At 33.8% G+C, this 17,654-nt stretch carries 19 protein-coding genes and 1 tRNA gene; 6 read left to right on the top strand and 14 right to left on the bottom strand.

What is annotated here, in order from left to right:
- Position 1: 1 nt before the first annotated feature.
- The 5 genes from KFE94_04245 (at position 2) to KFE94_04225 (ending at position 3,368) form a co-directional block, all read left to right on the top strand.
- Complete coding sequence (locus KFE94_04245) at positions 2 to 685, top strand: hypothetical protein (protein ID UTW67331.1); 684 nt, start codon at positions 2 to 4, stop codon at positions 683 to 685.
- Positions 686 to 780: 95 nt separating this feature from the next.
- Positions 781 to 852 (top strand) — tRNA-Glu (locus KFE94_04240).
- Between the two features lie 119 nt (positions 853 to 971).
- A complete protein-coding gene (gene rpsT / locus KFE94_04235; GenBank protein UTW67330.1) occupies positions 972 to 1,226 on the top strand; it encodes a 30S ribosomal protein S20 in 255 nt (84 codons plus the stop codon).
- A 117-nt stretch (positions 1,227 to 1,343) separates the two neighbouring features.
- Positions 1,344 to 2,045, top strand: coding sequence for a DNA repair protein RadC (gene radC / locus KFE94_04230; protein UTW67329.1), 702 nt, complete (start codon positions 1,344 to 1,346; stop codon positions 2,043 to 2,045).
- A 6-nt stretch (positions 2,046 to 2,051) separates the two neighbouring features.
- On the top strand, positions 2,052 to 3,368 hold the full coding sequence (locus KFE94_04225) for a polysaccharide deacetylase family protein (GenBank protein ID UTW67328.1): 1,317 nt from the start codon (positions 2,052 to 2,054) through the stop codon (positions 3,366 to 3,368).
- On the opposite strand, the gene KFE94_04220 is transcribed toward KFE94_04225, so the two are convergent.
- The 13 genes from KFE94_04220 to gmd are packed head-to-tail and all read right to left on the bottom strand — an operon-like array spanning position 3,355 to position 15,442.
- Positions 3,355 to 4,305 carry a GNAT family N-acetyltransferase gene (locus KFE94_04220; GenBank protein ID UTW67327.1) on the bottom strand — a complete coding sequence of 317 codons (951 nt, stop codon included), beginning with the start codon at positions 4,303 to 4,305 and terminating at the stop codon, positions 3,355 to 3,357. The genes KFE94_04225 and KFE94_04220 overlap by 14 nt on opposite strands.
- Entirely contained in the window at positions 4,299 to 4,775 is a 477-nt protein-coding gene (locus tag KFE94_04215) for an acyltransferase (GenBank protein ID UTW68210.1), read from the bottom strand. Before KFE94_04215 ends, KFE94_04220 begins: the two co-directional genes overlap by 7 nt.
- Positions 4,776 to 4,782: 7 nt before the next feature.
- Positions 4,783 to 6,024: an oligosaccharide flippase family protein gene (locus KFE94_04210; protein ID UTW67326.1), complete on the bottom strand. Its 1,242-nt coding sequence runs from the start codon at positions 6,022 to 6,024 to the stop codon at positions 4,783 to 4,785.
- 7 nt (positions 6,025 to 6,031) lie between these two features.
- Positions 6,032 to 6,952 carry a hypothetical protein gene (locus KFE94_04205; protein ID UTW67325.1) on the bottom strand — a complete coding sequence of 307 codons (921 nt, stop codon included), beginning with the start codon at positions 6,950 to 6,952 and terminating at the stop codon, positions 6,032 to 6,034.
- 12 nt (positions 6,953 to 6,964) lie between these two features.
- Entirely contained in the window at positions 6,965 to 7,735 is a 771-nt protein-coding gene (locus KFE94_04200; protein UTW67324.1) for an SDR family oxidoreductase, read from the bottom strand.
- A 2-nt stretch (positions 7,736 to 7,737) separates the two neighbouring features.
- Complete coding sequence (locus KFE94_04195; protein UTW67323.1) at positions 7,738 to 9,039, bottom strand: glutamate-1-semialdehyde 2,1-aminomutase; 1,302 nt, start codon at positions 9,037 to 9,039, stop codon at positions 7,738 to 7,740.
- Complete coding sequence (locus KFE94_04190; protein ID UTW67322.1) at positions 9,014 to 10,054, bottom strand: Gfo/Idh/MocA family oxidoreductase; 1,041 nt, start codon at positions 10,052 to 10,054, stop codon at positions 9,014 to 9,016. The genes KFE94_04195 and KFE94_04190 overlap by 26 nt, the downstream gene beginning before the upstream one ends.
- A complete protein-coding gene (locus KFE94_04185; protein UTW67321.1) occupies positions 10,038 to 10,754 on the bottom strand; it encodes an acylneuraminate cytidylyltransferase family protein in 717 nt (238 codons plus the stop codon). Before KFE94_04185 ends, KFE94_04190 begins: the two co-directional genes overlap by 17 nt.
- 15 nt (positions 10,755 to 10,769) lie before the next feature.
- Positions 10,770 to 11,888, bottom strand: a complete 1,119-nt coding sequence (locus KFE94_04180; protein ID UTW67320.1) for a DegT/DnrJ/EryC1/StrS family aminotransferase — start codon at positions 11,886 to 11,888, stop codon at positions 10,770 to 10,772.
- Positions 11,875 to 12,741 (bottom strand): sugar phosphate isomerase/epimerase, encoded by an 867-nt coding sequence (locus tag KFE94_04175; GenBank protein UTW67319.1) that lies wholly within the window; start codon positions 12,739 to 12,741, stop codon positions 11,875 to 11,877. Before KFE94_04175 ends, KFE94_04180 begins: the two co-directional genes overlap by 14 nt.
- Positions 12,738 to 13,355 (bottom strand): NeuD/PglB/VioB family sugar acetyltransferase, encoded by a 618-nt coding sequence (locus KFE94_04170; GenBank protein ID UTW67318.1) that lies wholly within the window; start codon positions 13,353 to 13,355, stop codon positions 12,738 to 12,740. The genes KFE94_04175 and KFE94_04170 overlap by 4 nt, the downstream gene beginning before the upstream one ends.
- A complete protein-coding gene (gene neuB, locus KFE94_04165; protein UTW67317.1) occupies positions 13,348 to 14,394 on the bottom strand; it encodes an N-acetylneuraminate synthase in 1,047 nt (348 codons plus the stop codon). Before neuB ends, KFE94_04170 begins: the two co-directional genes overlap by 8 nt.
- A 13-nt stretch (positions 14,395 to 14,407) precedes the next feature.
- Positions 14,408 to 15,442 carry a GDP-mannose 4,6-dehydratase gene (gene gmd, locus KFE94_04160; protein UTW67316.1) on the bottom strand — a complete coding sequence of 345 codons (1,035 nt, stop codon included), beginning with the start codon at positions 15,440 to 15,442 and terminating at the stop codon, positions 14,408 to 14,410.
- A gap of 444 nt (positions 15,443 to 15,886) precedes the next feature.
- Here gmd and KFE94_04155 point away from each other — a divergent pair, with 444 nt between their 5' ends.
- Complete coding sequence (locus tag KFE94_04155) at positions 15,887 to 16,834, top strand: hypothetical protein (protein UTW67315.1); 948 nt, start codon at positions 15,887 to 15,889, stop codon at positions 16,832 to 16,834.
- Here the strand turns inward: KFE94_04155 and KFE94_04150 are convergent.
- Complete coding sequence (locus tag KFE94_04150; protein UTW67314.1) at positions 16,770 to 17,606, bottom strand: hypothetical protein; 837 nt, start codon at positions 17,604 to 17,606, stop codon at positions 16,770 to 16,772. The genes KFE94_04155 and KFE94_04150 overlap by 65 nt on opposite strands.
- Between the last annotated feature and the right edge of the window lie 48 nt (positions 17,607 to 17,654).

Raw genomic sequence — 17,654 nt, 5'->3', positions numbered from 1 at the left:
TATGACAAAGAGGCAAGAGATATATGAAATGTTTAGTACGAAGTCTTGTGTAAAGCAAGATGTACATTCTAAAACCAAAGAAGCTTTTTTACTGGTTAAAGAAGTGTTACATGAAATTGCCTCTGAGTATAAGGAACATCTACAATCGCTGGACAATAGGGTTTTGATTAGCTATAAGGATGAAGGAGAATATGGCGCAGTTTTGGGATTTGGAGGAGATCTTTTGGTTTTTCAAATGCATACCAATGTATTTTCATTTTCAGACAATCACCCGATTCATTTACATTCTTATATAAAGGAAAAACCATCACGTGTTTTCTGTGGAATCATAAACGTTTATAATTTCCTGGCGGATTCGTTTAAGTTTAATCGTGAAAATGATTTGGGTTTTTTGGTCTCCAGAATTTTTGTGAATGAAGATGGACACCTTTTTGTTGAAGGAAAAAATGAGTTGGCATATAAATACGCAGATTTGTCAAAACTAGTGGTCAGTAAAGAATTACTTACTGAAATAATAGAGACTTCTATAAAGTACGCATTGGACTTTGATTTATATACTCCAGAATTTTCAAAAAGTCAGTTGGTAACCGTAGCGCAAATGAAACAGTTATCAAAAGACCAAAAAGTAGTGACGTCTAAGCGATTAGGTTTTCGTATGAGTCACTCTCAAAATGACGTCCAATAAAAAAATAAAAAATAATTCAACTTTTTTTGATTTTGGTATTGTAGAAACGGATTTTAATATTACCTTTGTCGCCCCGTTTGAGGGAAACAAAAAATGCTCCGTTCGTCTAGGGGTTAGGACGCCAGGTTTTCATCCTGGTAACAGGGGTTCGATTCCCCTACGGAGTACAGAAAGATTAGGGAATCTCGGCTTGAGGTTCCTTAATTTTTTAAGACTTGTAAATAGTAAATTAAACCTTACATTTGCAGTCTTAAAATTAAGAAAGAATTTTTTATAATATAAGATAATGGCAAATCATAAGTCATCTTTAAAAAGAATCAGACAAACAGCAGTTAAGACTGCTCGCAACAAATATTATCACAAGACAACTCGTAATGCAATTAAAGCATTAAGAAATACTACTGATAAGAAAGAAGCTGTAGAAGCACTTCCAAAGGTTGTTGCAATGTTGGATAAATTGGTGAAGAGAAATATTATCCACAAAAATAAGTCTGCAAACCTTAAGTCTTCATTGACAAAATTGGTGAATAACCTGGGTTAATCAGAAAAGAAAAACTTTTGAAAACCTCGATCTCCGCGATCGGGGTTTTTTTATGCTTAATATTTTGAAGGAGTTATGTATCTTAGGAGTTTAATTCAGTTTTAACCTTAAGAAATAATGAATCCAATTCAAACTAAATTAAGTATTAAATCCTGGGCCGAAGTGGATCGCCCCAGAGAGAAAATGAGAATCCATGGAAGGCAGTCGTTGTCAGATGCAGAGTTAATAGCTATTTTATTGGGATCGGGAAATAAGACACAATCTGCGGTAGAATTAGCTCAGCACATCTTGTATGCAAATGATAATAATATCAGCGAGATCGGAAGGAAGTCTATTCCGGATTTAATGAAGTTCCCTGGAATTGGTGAGGCTAAAGCGGTATCGGTTATTGCTGCATTGGAATTGGGAAGAAGGCGGCAAAGTATCGGCCCTCTAGACCGTATTAAAGTAAGAGGAAGTAAAGACGCTTTTAAAATATTCAGCCCTCTTTTAAATGATTTACCCTATGAAGAATTTTGGGTATTACTATTAAATCAAAATAATAAAGTTATATCAAAGCATTTGATTGGAAGAGGTGGGATTAGTGGTACTTCTGCGGATATTAGATTGATATTTAAGTCGGCCCTTGAGCATTGCGCAACCGGAATCATTGTATGTCATAATCACCCTTCGGGGAATGTAAATCCAAGTCGTCAGGATAAACAGTTAACGCATCGAATCGTAGAATCGGGAGAAATATTAACAATTTCTGTTTTGGATCATATAATAATCGGTGATAAAGGATATTTTAGCTTTGCAGATACTGGAAATTTAAAATAAGATCACTTGAAGATTTATATCTACAGTACGGCAGTTACGCCAAGATTAAAGTATATCACTTCTTATATTTTTAAAGACTTATTAGGGATAGACTCGGAAATAATTACGAATCGCGATGAGGTATATACAAAGCAGTTTGTCATTAATTACAGTAATCAGGATATAGCGGGAGTTAAAATTATTCCAGAAAAGATTTTGTTCGATAAAAAAATATCGGAACAAAATCTAAAGGTAAATACTGATGGAGATTTTGTGACCTTGTTTCACAATTCAGGATCCGATATTTCATTTGATGTTTTTGCAGCAGCTTTTTATATGATCAGTCGTTATGAAGAGTATCTGCCTCATAAAAGAGATAAACATGATCGCTTTTCTCCTGAGAGTAGTGTTGCGTTTAAATATGATTTTTTAGATCAACCGGTAGTAAACATTTGGGTTGAGCACTTACAAAAGATGCTATTAAAAAAGTATCCTGATTTAGTGTTTAATCTAAGGTCTTTTGAATATATCAATACCATTGATGTAGATTATGCGTATGCGCATATTCAGAAGGGTGCTATTCGAGGTATTGGGGCAATTGTTAGGGATTTTTTTAAAGGTGAGTTTGCAGAAGTTATTTCAAAAATTGCAAGTCATTTGGGGGTCAGAAAAGACCCGTTTGATACGTTTGAATTGATTTTAAATTTACATAGGAAACATGATTTAAAATCTATTTTCTTCTTTCATGTTGGAGATTATGACGTACATGATAAAAGCATCCCAGTTTCAAGTAATAAACTTCAGGCGCTGATTAAAGGTATTAACGATTACGCTGATATTGGTTTACATCCAAGTTATGCTTCATGCATGTCAATGCAGAAGTTAAAAGCCGAGTTTTCCAGACTTGAGAAGATCGTGCATCAACCTATTATTAAAAGTAGATTTCATTTTATTAAATTGAATTTGCCCCAGTCTTATCGTCAGTTGATAGAGTATGGTGCGAAAGAAGATTATACGATGGGATACGCTGCCAAAATGGGTTTTAGGGCGGGTACGTGTGTTCCATTTACTTTTTATGATTTGGATTACGATGAAGCCACGTCATTAAAGGTGTATCCATTTTATTTAATGGAGGCGACCATCAAATATTACTTTGAAGAAGGACCAGAGAATGCAATCGACTATTTTACCGAGTATATCGAGAAGGTGAAAAAGTATAATGGAACTTTTGTGAGTTTATGGCACAATGATTCACTCTCTGAGTGGGGGCATTGGAGCGGGTGGAGAGATGTTTATCTGAAGATGATTGAGTATTTGGCTAAAAACGCAATTAACCATGATTAAAACGGGTAAACTCTTTTAGCCATTTATTACTTGTTTTAGAAATTTGCATATATGGAGTAGGAGTACCCCCAAAGGAGCTGAAGAAACGACCAATATTTTCATGCATACTTCCTTCGAAATTGAAGATTAGTTTTCTTTTTTTAGCTTCAAGAATAGCCTCTTCCATTAAAAGACTCATGACACCTGAACTTCTTGCGTTGGGTTGTGCCGCACCGATTAAATAGTGTGCGTATGTCTTATCAAAAACGAGATAAAAACCACCAACAATATTATTGTTGTCATCAATTGCGTGGAGTATGAGACGATTATTTGATGATTTAATCCCATGATCTAATTGTTCAAATTGATCCTTAGTAAAGAGAAGACTTTCTCCTTTTAGTTTTAGATCGTTTTGATGTAATTCGTATAGGGTATCCGTTTTTTCAGAGCTAATAACGGAGAATAATTCTTTTGCCTTTTTTATATGCTTTCTGATATTGGGTTTAAAACCTTTTGATAATTCTTTAATATCTGGAGAAGTGTCTAATAAATAGGAATATCTTGTTGTTTGCTGATAACCTTTCCAATAAAATGGGAGCCAAAAATCAAACGAGAAATCTGTTTGTGTGATAAATCGATCATTCTTTGGAATTTGATCGACTAAATGTTTGATGATTTTTCTTTTAAAAGAAAGCCTGTTTTGAATTTTTAAGTCTTCCGGAAAAATAACAATAGGTCCCAGATAAGGAGTGAGAAATGGTAAAGTTATCTGTTTTAAACCAAATTTAGAAGATGTAACATATGGCATTGCGCCACTTAATAAATTCCCCTGAAAACTAAGTAATACGTCCCAGTTATTTGAACCTGCCACAGCATCAAGCCATTGGGGCGTTTGAAAAATCAATGGTAAAGATGATTTCTCACAAAACTCAGCATATATTTCTTTATTGCTTAGCAAAACTTCCCTTCTGACTTAAGCTTTAAGTAATTATCAATATTTCGATGCTTGAAAACTTTAGCGGGATTTCCTCCAGCAATACCATATTTCTCAATATCACCTACAACCACTGCACCCGCTTGGATAATGGCACCCTCTCCAATGGTAATTCCTCCTAAAATGGTCACTCTATCTCCAATCCATACATTGTCTTTAATAATAATATCCCGATGAATATCTTCTTGAGTATCATATGGAATCGCATTTCCAAAATCATATTTGTGATAGGAGTTTACGATTAAAATCTCTTTTCCAGAATGGAAATTATCTCCGATAGTCACTTTACCATTTCCACGAATAATCATTCCGTTGAAGTTAACATTGTCACCTAAAAATGTGTTTCTTGTGAGTCTCGAGTAAAAATTAACTCTAAGATTTTTACCATACGAGGAAACGGTTTTCTTCACGAAGAATGTGAAAACTGTTCGCATAATGGCTTTAAGAATCGTGATCAACTTTATAGAATTTAAGTTTGACAATGATAATAGTTGCTAACATAAACAAAAACCATGTAATAGCTGTTGAGTATGCTACACCAATTACTCCATAACTTTTAATAAAAAAGTAGTTTAAGATCAGATTAAGAATCGCTCCAGAGAAAGTTATTGATGCCAAAACCTGTGTTTTTTTACTATAGAAAATAAAGTTTGCAAAAAGGAAATAAATAGATTGGAAAATGAATCCCAATAATAAAAACGGAACGTAAGTTTTTGCACTATAAAACGAAGGGTCAATTAGTAATTCAAAAATGAGATTAGTAGAGAAATAAACAATAACTCCTATCACAAGAAATAAAATAAATAAGATGCTTGTGAATTTTTGTACGGATTTGAGATCTTTTTTATTTAGTAAATCGTAAAGCATTGGAGACCATGCTTGATTAACTGACAGACTGAATAAAAGCATTAAAGCTCCAATTTGGTATGCAACGGTGTATAGTCCTACTTCGGAGTTGCCACTAAATATCGATACGAAGTAACGGTCTGACATGGCGATAATCGTACCTCCTATAGCGTGGGGTATCAAGGGAACTCCAAAACGTATAATTCTTTGAATGCTTTTGGAGGAAATAGAAAAATCGATATATCCTAATTTATATATATATATGATACCTATTATTGAGGCTATAAAAAAAGCTATATAGGTGCCTTGCAGTCTCCCTTGATAACCAAGTTTCCAGTAAATGATAAACAGTGCAGAGAGAGTGAAATCAAAAACGGTTTGAGATAGACTGTAAAACAGATAATTAACGGATTTTTGTTTTGCTTGAAAAATTACAAGTAAGATCGTTGGAATTAAACGTAGAATAACAAAAATGGGTAGGAGCAAAACTAAATACCCGGGGAGCCCAAAGGTTTGACTTATAAGATTCTGACTAATAAAAAAGATGGCTTGAGAAATCAAAAATATTCCAAAGGAGAGTAGGACTCCATTACTAATATATTTTGCAAGGTTTTTGGTGTCTAATTTAAAATACTCAACTCCAATTCCTGCTTCAAGATTCAAAAAAATGATAGGAGTTAAAAAAAGAATTGAAGTCTCAACCAAAGATAATAATCCAACACCTTCCGCAGAAATATGTGTGGTGAGAATGGGTAACATAACAAATGGAACCAGCGATTTGAGTCCATTACTTAACCCATAGATGATAATATTTTTAGAGAGTTTTTTTCCGGACATATATGTGCTAAATGTCGTTTTCTGCAATTACGGACATGTATTGTTCAAAATAATCATAAACACTATCGATATGATCCATATACTCACTTTTGCGATAATTAAATCTAAATGCAGTTGAGGGAACCCCGTAAATTTTACCTAAAGTAAATAATGCAGTGGAATAAAATGAAATAATTTGGGATGGAATTGGGTAGTCATAAACCGGTAATAGTTCAATTGGAAAGTCCAAGTGTTTGAGAACTATATTTTCAATTGAAGAAATAACCTTTAGTTTGGACTGATTTTCTGATCGGTGAGGAACGTATAAGAGATTATAATCAGAATAACGTTTGGCAATTTTTTTGATCAAATCAATATTATACTCTTCGGAGATAATCTCATCTTCTGATAAGTTAGCGCCAATAAAGATGATAGGTTTTTTTTCAGAAGAATCTGATTTTTGAATTCTTTTTTGAATGTATTCAAACTTATTGGAATAAATCTTTTGCCCTTTGAATGGTACGAGGTCAAAAAATGTAAACCAATCGAAATGGTGTTTGTTAGAAAATTTTTGCTGCGCAGAGATTGTCCTGGAACCATCATCCAGTAAAATTAGATTTTTCTTCTTCCCAATAACCAATTTAATAAATGGAGAGTCGTAATTTCCAACGTAAATGGTCTCGAATTTCTCGACACCTAATTTTAGTTTTTGAAGAAAAGCTTTCCCGTAATCCAATAAGTTTCTATCAGCTACACGAATAAGAACACTTCTAACCTGGACATTATTGGGGGATTTGACTTTTTCAAGAATATCATCAATTTGCCGATCGTTTTGTTTAAAACCTGAATAACGAATTAGTAGTATTCCGTCAGATATGTCAAAATTAAAAATCGCCTCATACGCATTTAACAGCTGTAGAGGCGATTCTATGATAAGTAAACTTTTCACTATTTGGTAAATTTATAGGACAAAACCATCATCTACTATAATGTTTTGACCATTGATATACTTACTATCAGCGCTTAATAAAAATATTAAAGTGCCTTTAAGATCCGACTTATCTAACATTCCCTTATTTAAGCATTCTTTTTTATACGCTTCCAGAAAAGCTTCCGGTTGATGATTAAATATCCCTCCAGGACTTATCGCATTTACTCGAATGTTTTTACCTGCTAGATATTTAGCTATGTATTTGGTCAAATGAATAAGTCCGGACTTAATTACTGCATATTCAACAGGCATAGTCATTGAAGTATTTTGATAGACTTCAAATTTGGGAGGAATTACTCCATAAATTGAAGAGATGTTGATGATGTTTCCAAAACCTTGTGATTCGAAATACTTTGCAAATTGCTGAGAAGTTGTAAAATAGCCCCCAATATTTAATCCCATATTTTCTACAAAATCAGTATGGCTTACATCGTAAAAATGATTTCCATAGTTTTTGTTTCGGGGATAGGCATTGTTAACCAATGCATCAATTTTTTTGTATTTAGATACAAGTTCATCGATGCAACTATTTACAGATTTTTCAGAAGTGATATCTAAGCGAATGACATCTATTTTATCAGTCTCTAATTCTTGCGAAAGTTCGAACTTTGCTTTTTCAGCAAGTTCGAGGTTGATATCAGCTATTATCGCAATTCCATTATTTTCAATAACTGCCCTAACAAACTCCTGTCCGATAAGCCCAGCCCCTCCTGTAATAACAACAATCTGATTTGAGATCATTTTTAATTATATTTTCTAAATACTGGTTTTATTGGTTCTCCGATAAGGTATTTTTCATAACCATCCTGAACTCCTTTAACATATACTTCCATACTTTTTACCATCGCATTTCTTGTGAAATCTAGTTCTTCTTTTCCATGCGAGTAACTTAAAGCAATCCAAGGCATTAAAACACCGTTTTTAATTAATTCCTGAGAAAATAGCGTGCGAAGTCCAAGGGAATTATTTCCTTCTTTATCCATAGTAAGATAATAAGGACTACATGGGATACCTCCAGCAATAAAATGTTTCTCCATTTCAAAATCTGCAGCTACATCGTTCATCATTTGTATTAATGATTCACCATAATTCCATATATGTTCGACCACGTTATCACGTTGCATAATTTCCATTGATTTGATGAATGCTCCGAGTCCATTCATTTCCGCACCATGAGTGGTAGACAGAAAAAATAAACGTTCGGAACCTTCAAATTCGATAGACCCTAATTGCATGATTTCTCTTTTTCCTGCTACTGCAGCCACTGAAAAGCCGTTTGCCATAGCCTTACCGAAAGTACATAAATCAGGAGTGATATTATAATAATGTTGAGCGCCTTTAATATGCCATCTGAAACCTGTGATCATTTCATCTAAAATGAAAACTGCACTATTTTTATGACATAGATCTTTTACTTTATGAAGGAAATTATCTTTTGGATGTTCTGTTGTAGAAGGTTCCAGGATCACACAGGCAATTTGATCAGGATATTCTTGAAAAAGATTTTCCAAAGATTCAATATTGTTATATTGAAACATTTTAGTATTACCAATTTCTTGTTTCGGAATACCCAAAGTAGCTGGAGTAGAAGATATAAACCAATCATCAAAACTAAAGAACGGATGATCAGCGCAGCGAACAATTAAGTTTTTACCAGTATAAGCACGACTCAATTTAATGGCTGCAGTGGTAGCTGTTGAACCATTTTTTGTGAATTTTACCATGTCTACACTATCAATGAGGTCGATCAATAATTCTGCTGCGTGAAGTTCTGTCAAACTTGGTTTGGTCAGATTGTTTCCAAATTCCATTTGCTCTAAAGCAGCTTGATTTACTTCCTCATTAGCATAACCTAGATTAACAGCTCTTAAAGCCATTCCGTAATCCAAAAGTTTTTGATCATTTTCATCATACACATATGCTCCTTTCCCTCGTTTTAAAAGTTGAGGAGACCTTTCTGGATACTGATCATATCCTCTGGAATAGGTATGCCCTCCCCCGGGGATTGCTTTTAAGAGTCTATCTTGATAAGTCTTTTTTTCCATCGCTTAATTCTTCAAGTTTATACAATGTTTGTAGAATTTTATAATCTTCTTCTAATGTATTTGGGTAATTATTAGGTTGGCCATCCTGAACATTTTCGACTGCCTCAATAAATGCTTTTACTTCATTAATATAAGGCTCTTCAGGGTAAATATATCCTGATTGTACAGTTCCTGAATCAAAAGAGAATTCTTTCCAATCGTCCATATCTGTATTGATATATTTTACACTGTTTGTCTCTCCACTAAAAATAATTTCGCCCTTTGATCCAATAATTCTACATTCTCTTGTCGCTTTTGGTCGTGAGATGACTTCAACCGTGAGATTACCAAGAATATTTCCAGGATACTCTAAAACACAGCTATAAATATCTTCGATATCTGCTGGCATATCAGTTAGTTTTCTACGAACACAGGTTAAAGGGGTAGAATCTCCAAATACATCATTTAGCCAGGTAAGTTCAAATGGAACAATTTCTCTAGCTCCACCAGTGTCAGGATTGGAAACATAGAAATCCTGAATTTTTTCCCATGGATGCCAGTCTGGTAGGTATTGTCCAATTTGGTAATTAAAGTATAATACATCTCCAATGGCCTTTTCTTCAACGAGCGCTTTAACTTTAATTGGGCCAGGGTAGAAGCGCATGGTACACGATGGAGCCATTACCAGAGATTGGCTCTTAGTTTTATTGGAGATGTTCATTATTTCTTTAGAATCTACGACAGATGCTTCAATAAAGCTATGAATATTGTTTTCTAAAGCAATATTCATATATTTCGAATGGAAGTTTGGAGGAGTTGAGATCATGAATCTGGTAGGTTTCCATTCTTTTATCGCTTCATCAAAATCATTGAAAACCGGAATTCCATATTCCGCAGCTTCTGCTGTGCGATCAGTTCTTGGATCAAATCCAGCAATGTTTTCTTTATGTCCAAGGGCGATTAGATTCCGCACCCTTCTTTTTCCCATAGACCCCAGGCCTATTACTAAAAATTTATGGTTATTTGTTCCACTCATATCTCATAATATTTTCAATTGCGAGAAAATCATACAGATCATCAATTTCATAACATTGGTAACGTTTGATTTCCCAAAATGTATTTTTTTTCGTGTAAAATGTTTTTTCTCGAAGTAAAGCGTCTTTTTTTACCAAATATCCAACGCAATATGGGAAATATGCCGCGTCATTATCTTGTCTTCTGGTTTTCATCTCCAGACTCTCACAATAATTAATGACAAATTTACCCTGGCTAATTTTTTTCATAATAGATGGGTGTTCACCTACTTCTCCCACACTGACTAAAGAATCATATTTTTCAGGATTACTTAATAATTTTTCGATCATATTATCAATATCATCATCTTCTCTTAATGGAGATGTCGGTTCCAATAAAATAATATAATCGTATTCTATCTTTTCATTTTCTTTATAGTGGTTTATCGTATGTGCAACGGCATCAAAAGTTGTTGCTGTATCTGTAGCTAAATGAGCAGGACGTAAAAATGGAACTTCAGCTCCTGCTTGTTTTGAAACGTCTGCAATTTCTTGGCTATCCGTACTCACCATAATTCGATCCAGATATTTTGATTTTTTTGCAATATCAATAGTCCACTGAATAAGAGGTTTTCCTAAAAGGTTTTTAATATTTTTTCCTGGTAATCCCTTGCTGCCACCTCTTGCAGGAATAATGGCTAAAATAGTTTTATCATTATACATAACAAGTCGCTTTAATTAGTTTTTATGTAGAGAAATAATACAATCACAAATTCGATCTAAATCCTCAGTAGACAGATTTAATGAAGATGGTAGTGAGATACCGTTATTTGAAACATATTTTGAATTTGTCAAGTCTATTTTATGATATTCTTTATATGGGGGCATAATATGTAGCGAAAAGAACACTGGTCTTGAATCAATATTATTTTCTTTTAATTTATTCTGAAGATCATTTCGACTTAATCCAAATTGGTCAGGATCAACAAGAATTGTTACCAGCCAATAAGTGTTTAATTTTTTTTCCGACTCTGAAACAAAAGAAACACCAGGGACATTTTCAAGACGATTACGATAGTGCTGGGCAATTTTAATTTTTTGTTTCAGGATATCGTCAATTCTTTCAATCTGAGCCAAACCGATAGCGGCTTGCATATTTGTCATTCGATAATTATACCCAATAAAATTATGCCAATAGGTTTTTTGTGGGTCCATACCATGATCTCTTAGAACTTTGGCTTTCTGGTAAACTTCTTGATTTTTGAATGTGATCATGCCCCCTTCTCCGGTCGTGATGGTTTTATTACCGTAAAAACTAAAGGTGGCAACATCTCCAAAAGAACCTAGTTTTTGACCATTGAATTCACTTCCAAAAGCTTCTGCAGCATCTTCAACAACTAATAGGTTATGTTTTTTTGCGATTGATAAGCATTCATCCATATCACATGCTAAACCATATAAATGAACAGGCATGATCGCTTTAGTTTTTGAAGTAATCAGTTTTTCAACTTTGGAGAAATCCATATTGAAAGTTTCTTTTTCAATATCTGCCAAAACAGGAGTCGCACCACAATATAGAATTGCATTAATTGAAGCCGCAAATGTGAGATCAGGAACAATGATTTCATCTCCTGGCTTAATGCCTAGAGCTTCTAAAGCGAGATGCAAAGCAACTGTTCCATTGGATGCTGATAAAGCATGTGAACTGCCTATAAAAGAATTAAAGCTTGTTTCAAATTCAGTTACAAATCGTCCTTTAGAAGAAATCCATCCTGTATTGATACATTCATTGAGGTATTTGGATTCATTTCCTCCCAAAAGAGGTTCATAAATTGGTATAAATTTATTTTGTTGCATTTTTTGAATGTGTTAATGGAAAAATTAACTGATATGAGTTTTGAATGTTTTCCAAGGTCTCATATATTTCCAGTGTAATTGGTTTGTTTGTCAGGTCGAAGTGTTTTAGCTTTTTAAATAAGTCACTTTTTTTCTGAACCATTTGGTTAGAGTCGCTTTTTCCATCATTATCGCTAATATGAATATAATTCGCAATTGCAAAAACTTTTTCTAATTGTGTATCGAAATCAATGTTCAAAGTATTACAGCTTACCTTAAGATGAGCAATATCAAGTAAGACCGAGAAATCTAAATGTTGAGTAAGTTCAAGCAATCCCTCATAAGATGTAAATAGAAAGGGGTTGAATTTAAAGTTTTCCATGTTTTTTGCTGAAAAAACATTGTTTTCTACAAAAACCTCAACATTTGGACTATAATTTTGGACGATACTAAGACCTTCACAAAAACGATCAATGGCTTCAGATTTATTGAAAGCATTTTGTTTTGTGATAGGCTTACCTAATTCTGTAACTTTCGGGTCAATCAAAAAACCAGCATGAAGACCAAATTGTTTGGCTCCTAGTTTTTCGGAAACTTCAATAGAATTTTTATAATGATTTAATGTCGCTTGATAAACATCTTCATTTAGCGATGCAAGATTGCAAACGAAATGTTCTTTTGGAGCAGGATAGTAATTATGTAAAAGATACTCCAGTCCATATTTATTTTTAAGTTCTACGAGGTCATCCAAATAGCCTTCGTAATAATCCGTTCCTCCGGATAATTCAATGCGTTTAAATCCAAATTTTGCAATGGTTTCAACAGCATCTTTGATTTTACGTGCTTTGACACATGACGAAGAAACGTATATCATTTGATTTTTTTTGCGGGATTTCCAACATACGTCCCAGGTTCCGTAATATCATTTATCACTACTGAATTTGCTCCAATTGTGATTTGATCTCCTAATTCTATGCCATCAATAATGACAGCTGATGCTCCAATAAAACAGTTGTTGCCAATTTTAGCCCTTCCACATAATACTGCTCCAACGGAAATATGGTTATTATTTCCAATTTTCGCTTCATGCTCAATAATTGCACCGGAGTTAACGATATTATCGTTTCCAATTTTAGTAAATGCATTGACAATAACTCCTGCAAAGAATTGATTTCGCGTACCCAAACTAACTTCTTGTTCTATGATTGTAGTAGAATGAGAAAAGTTGTAATCTACGAGATGTTCCTTAAACATCTCAGTATATTTTTTTTTTGTGGCAAGATTTCCCGCTGCAATTATTAGATGATTCCCTATAGGAATATCGTCAAGCTTACCTACTACAGGAACTGATCCTATATATTCATTTCGATTAGGAGAAAAAGAATCGTCATAAATGCCTACAATATCATATTTATCGTAATTGATTATTGTGATTAACGACCTTGTATGGCCACCAGCACCTATAAGGATGACTTGTTCTTTATTCATTCAAAATTTCGTTTTTTCTATATGATTTTGAAGCTCTTTGCCCAATGAAATTAGAGTAATATATGGGGGAAATGCCTTTGCCACCAGTACGCTTAGCAATAATATTATCTAATGTAAATAACTCTCCTTCTCGAATATCTTCTTTAGCAACTAAACATTTTTGTAAAGAGCTTCTGGTTTTTTGTTCGGCAAATGATGGGACTTTGATAGGTGTCCCCATGTACTTTTCAGCCTGACGAATTGCCAAGACATATTCTTTAAGCTGTTGCGGATTTAAAGAAGCAAGATGATCAGGGCCTTCATCCTCAGTACTTAAAGTAAAATGTTTTTCTACTACTTTAGCGCCCATAGGAATCGCATATACTGAAGCTCCAAGTCCAACAGAATGATCGGAATAACCTACCAAAACATCAAAATTATCTTGATATGTTTTGATCACGCTTAGATTGGCTTCCGAATCTTCAATTGGATAATTAGCGGTACATTGCAGTAAGACTACCTGCTTGTTATATTTATAAATTTCGCTTAATGCCATTTCAACCTCTGCCATATAAGACATCCCGGTTGAGAGAAAAAGAGGTTTTCCGGTTTGAGCGATTTTTCTAAGAAATGGTAAATTGGTGGTGTCTGTTGAGGCAATTTTATAAGCAGGTAGGTTTAATTGGACAAGGTCCTCAATACTTTCTTCGTCAAATGGAGTTGAGAGAAAAATGATATTTTTCTCATTACAGTAATCAATAAGTTCTTGATTTTGAGAATTGGTAACTTCCAATTTCTTTAACATGTCGAATTGAGATTCCTGAGCATCTGTGGTATTCTTTTGATAAGGAGCTTTTTCTACTTCTTCTAAAATTAGATTCTCAGTTTTAAACATCTGAAATTTAACGGCATCTACACCTGCTTCTACAGCAACGTCAATTAATTGCTTTGCAATAGACATATCTCCATTATGATTTACACCTGCTTCAGCAATAATAAATGCACGACTCGTATCCGAAATTTCAGTATTTTGTACGAATATTTGACGATTGAAATTCATTACAATAGTTCGTTTATGCTCTGGTTTTTAGAGCATCATCCATCATGATTTTTACGAGCTCTTTATACTTAACTTTTGCTTCCCATCCAATTGTTTCTTTGGCTTTGCTTGGATCTCCAATAAGTAAATCCACCTCCGTAGGTCTATAATACCATGGGTCAATAGCGATAATAGTTTGTCCGTTTTGTTTGTTGATACCAATTTCATCAACTCCTGAGCCTTGCCATTCAATTTCTATTCCAACATGTTGGAATGCAGCTTCAACAAATGCTCTTACAGAATTTGTTTCTCCAGTAGCTAATACCAAATCTTGTGGTTTCTCAGCTTGTAGCATCATCCACATTCCTTCAACATAATCCGGAGCATATCCCCAATCCCTTTGAGATTCAAGATTTCCCAGGTACATTTTTTCTAATTTTCCATGATAGATATCGGCAACGGAGTTAACAATCTTTTTTGTTACAAAACTATCTCCTCTTCTGGGAGATTCATGATTAAAAAGAATTCCATTCACCGCAAAAATATCGTAAGCCTCTCTATAATTTACTGTGATCCAATAGGAGTAAATTTTAGCAGCTGCGTAAGGAGATCTTGGATAAAAAGGTGTTTTTTCCGATTGAGGAACTTCCTGAACTTTTCCAAAGAGTTCACTGGTAGAGGCTTGATAGAAACGGGTCTTTTTTTCTAACCCGTGAATTCTAATAGCCTCTAGAATTCTTAAACTTCCTGCGGCATCCACATTTTCTGTGTACTCAGGAATTTCAAAGGATACTCGGACATGGCTTTGTGCTGCAAGATTGTAAACCTCATCAGGTTCAATACTTTTAATTAAGCTAGAAACGCAGGAAGTGTCTGTAATATCTCCAAAATGCAAGAATAATCTAACATCTTTGTTATGCGGATCTTCGTATATATGATCTATTCTTGTTCTTGTTTCTAAACTAGATCTTCTGATAATACCATGAACCTCATATCCTTTATCTAAAAGAAATTCCGCCAAATATGATCCATCCTGACCACTTATTCCTGTAATTAATGCTTTTTTCATCCTAATTTTATGCACTTATAAATAATTCAGATTTAAATCTACGTAGAAGAACTTGTAGGTTTTTTCAATAATCAAAATTAAATTGGTAGATAAAAATCCAAACGGCAAAGATATACTTTACATTTACCCTATAGATTCTGAAATATGAAAAATATGAACCGTATTGTGGGGATTTATTTTTGCAGTAGTGATTAAAGTATACATTCGCATTTATAAATGATGGGTTTACTTACATATTTGCCTACAACAGCTTATGTGCCTCAGTTTTTTTTTCTTGTGGCATTCTTTTATGCTTTAGCAAAGAATAGACATGGATTCCTTGAGGATTTCTCATCATTTTATTTAAACCCAAAGCACCTGATTAATTGGAATTTTCTGCTGGTTCTATTAATTATTTTTTTTAGTACAATTAATAGATTAATACATTGGGATGCAACAACCTCAATGAAGGATGTTTTCCCTTATTTTATCTTATTGATACCCACTTATGTGATTGCTGTTTCATTTAAGAGGAATGACGCGAGGGTGCTGGTGTCATTAATAGCTGTTGAGGCTATTGTTGTAATTCTTGAACGAGTAGCAGGTATATCTACATTTGACAGAAGCTTGCCAGGTTACATGGTTTTCAACGGAGGGGAATTGGCTTATTTTCAAAGACCTTTAGGTCTTAGTGAAAGTTCTAGCCTTATAGCTTCGAAGCTTCTGATTGCCTGGTTGTTCATAGATTATTTCAGGCTTAAGGAATGGTTTTTTGCTTTGGTTAAAATTCTAATAGGAGTTGCCATATTGATAACATTTAATAGATCTGTGATAATGTCTTTAGGTGTATATTGGGTGTTAAGAAATGCTTCTCATTTCATGAAAATGAGATACACGGTCGATAATGCGATAAAAGGAACCATAGGAACGGTTGTAGTGATAGTGGGAGTAGTAGTTGGTTTAGTGTTGAAGGGAGAGAGTATTTTAAATCAATTTACACGTAATCAGGGGACGGTTGAGTTGACCGGACGAGAATACATTTGGCTAGATTTTTTTGAATTTATAAAGGAACATCTGTTATTTGGGAATAACTCAATTAAACTTTGGTTAGATAGTTATCATGCGCATAATTCTTATTTAGAGTTGATTGCAACTAACGGGATATTTATAAGTGCGTTATATTTTGCTTTTATCTACAGGAATGTAAGATGGTCTAACGGGTTGTACATATTACCCATTTTGATATTTGGTTTGACACAGTATGCTTTTTTTTGGGGTGTATCTATTGTTGATATTGTTCTTTGGGTGATTTTATTTGATTCTTATCATAAGAATCAAAAGGAAAAAACTAACCTTCTTTTTTTGAAAGAACCGCAATTTCTTTCAACAAAGCCAGAAGAAGGCTGGAAATAAAGAAAACGACCCCGAGTCCAGAGATAATAAGTAGCTGTTTGTTATCAGGTTTTGATAAATAATAAAAATGAGAGACTACTTGAAAAGAGCGAATGTGTTCTGCTTTGTTTTTTAAATCTTCCAAATATTCATAAGATTCAACAAAGTCTGTTGGACTCTGAGATGAAGTAACATTAATAGTTGGGCTACCCGATCCTTTTGAAATTTGATTGGGATGATTATAAATAGAATCAAAACTTTCAATTTTTTCGGCAATATTTTGAATCAGTTTTGTTGTTTTAGCTTTCTCAGTGTTTGTTTTTTCTTTTAAATAAGAATTATTTTCTAGAAAATTGACAATACCTTTTTCGATTTCTGGAAGTTTATCTTGGTTGTAAACCGTTAATGTAGTGAGGATAAGCTCTCCAAGCTTCTGGTCTGTTAATTTAGGATTGTTTGATGTTTTGTTATGTTTTGAAGTAGCAAAGTCAATACTACGAATTGCAGCCGCAGTTTCTTCAGAAATGTTTAGATTCTTTGAAAGTTCAGAGAAGTTTTTTTCTTCTGCAAATTTGTTAAGAGGCGCAAGAATTTCTAAAACAATATTTTTCTCGACTAAATTGGAATATCCCACCATTTCCGAGAGATAATACTTTTTTGAAAAATGATTATAGCTATATCCTAATAATAAACCAATGACTGTAGAAATTACAATTAGGGCTAGATTACGCTTGCAAAACTTAAAGATGAGGACAAAAAAATCTGTTAGACCGATATTATCTGATGGATGCATATGTCAATTTTGTGGATGCAAATTAATGTAATTTAATGATTCGTTAAT

Source organism: bacterium SCSIO 12643 (assembly GCA_024398135.1).
In the GTDB taxonomy this organism is placed as follows: Bacteria; Bacteroidota; Bacteroidia; order Flavobacteriales_G; family Salibacteraceae; genus CAJXZP01.
This window is presented reverse-complemented; position numbering and strand designations above follow the sequence as displayed.

Bases quoted from the DNA above. Each gene is read 5' to 3' on its own strand.
- KFE94_04245 (UTW67331.1), top strand. From the start codon at position 2: ATGACAAAGAGGCAAGAGATATATGAAATGTTTAGTACGAAGTCTTGT.
- rpsT (UTW67330.1), top strand. From the start codon at position 972: ATGGCAAATCATAAGTCATCTTTAAAAAGAATCAGACAAACAGCAGTT.
- radC (UTW67329.1), top strand. From the start codon at position 1,344: ATGAATCCAATTCAAACTAAATTAAGTATTAAATCCTGGGCCGAAGTG.
- KFE94_04215 (UTW68210.1), bottom strand. From the start codon at position 4,775: ATGCGAACAGTTTTCACATTCTTCGTGAAGAAAACCGTTTCCTCGTAT.
- KFE94_04210 (UTW67326.1), bottom strand. From the start codon at position 6,024: ATGTCCGGAAAAAAACTCTCTAAAAATATTATCATCTATGGGTTAAGT.
- KFE94_04200 (UTW67324.1), bottom strand. From the start codon at position 7,735: ATGATCTCAAATCAGATTGTTGTTATTACAGGAGGGGCTGGGCTTATC.
- KFE94_04195 (UTW67323.1), bottom strand. From the start codon at position 9,039: ATGGAAAAAAAGACTTATCAAGATAGACTCTTAAAAGCAATCCCCGGG.
- KFE94_04190 (UTW67322.1), bottom strand. From the start codon at position 10,054: ATGAGTGGAACAAATAACCATAAATTTTTAGTAATAGGCCTGGGGTCT.
- KFE94_04185 (UTW67321.1), bottom strand. From the start codon at position 10,754: ATGTATAATGATAAAACTATTTTAGCCATTATTCCTGCAAGAGGTGGC.
- KFE94_04180 (UTW67320.1), bottom strand. From the start codon at position 11,888: ATGCAACAAAATAAATTTATACCAATTTATGAACCTCTTTTGGGAGGA.
- KFE94_04175 (UTW67319.1), bottom strand. From the start codon at position 12,741: ATGATATACGTTTCTTCGTCATGTGTCAAAGCACGTAAAATCAAAGAT.
- KFE94_04170 (UTW67318.1), bottom strand. From the start codon at position 13,355: ATGAATAAAGAACAAGTCATCCTTATAGGTGCTGGTGGCCATACAAGG.
- neuB (UTW67317.1), bottom strand. From the start codon at position 14,394: ATGAATTTCAATCGTCAAATATTCGTACAAAATACTGAAATTTCGGAT.
- gmd (UTW67316.1), bottom strand. From the start codon at position 15,442: ATGAAAAAAGCATTAATTACAGGAATAAGTGGTCAGGATGGATCATAT.
- KFE94_04155 (UTW67315.1), top strand. From the start codon at position 15,887: ATGAAGGATGTTTTCCCTTATTTTATCTTATTGATACCCACTTATGTG.
- KFE94_04150 (UTW67314.1), bottom strand. From the start codon at position 17,606: ATGCATCCATCAGATAATATCGGTCTAACAGATTTTTTTGTCCTCATC.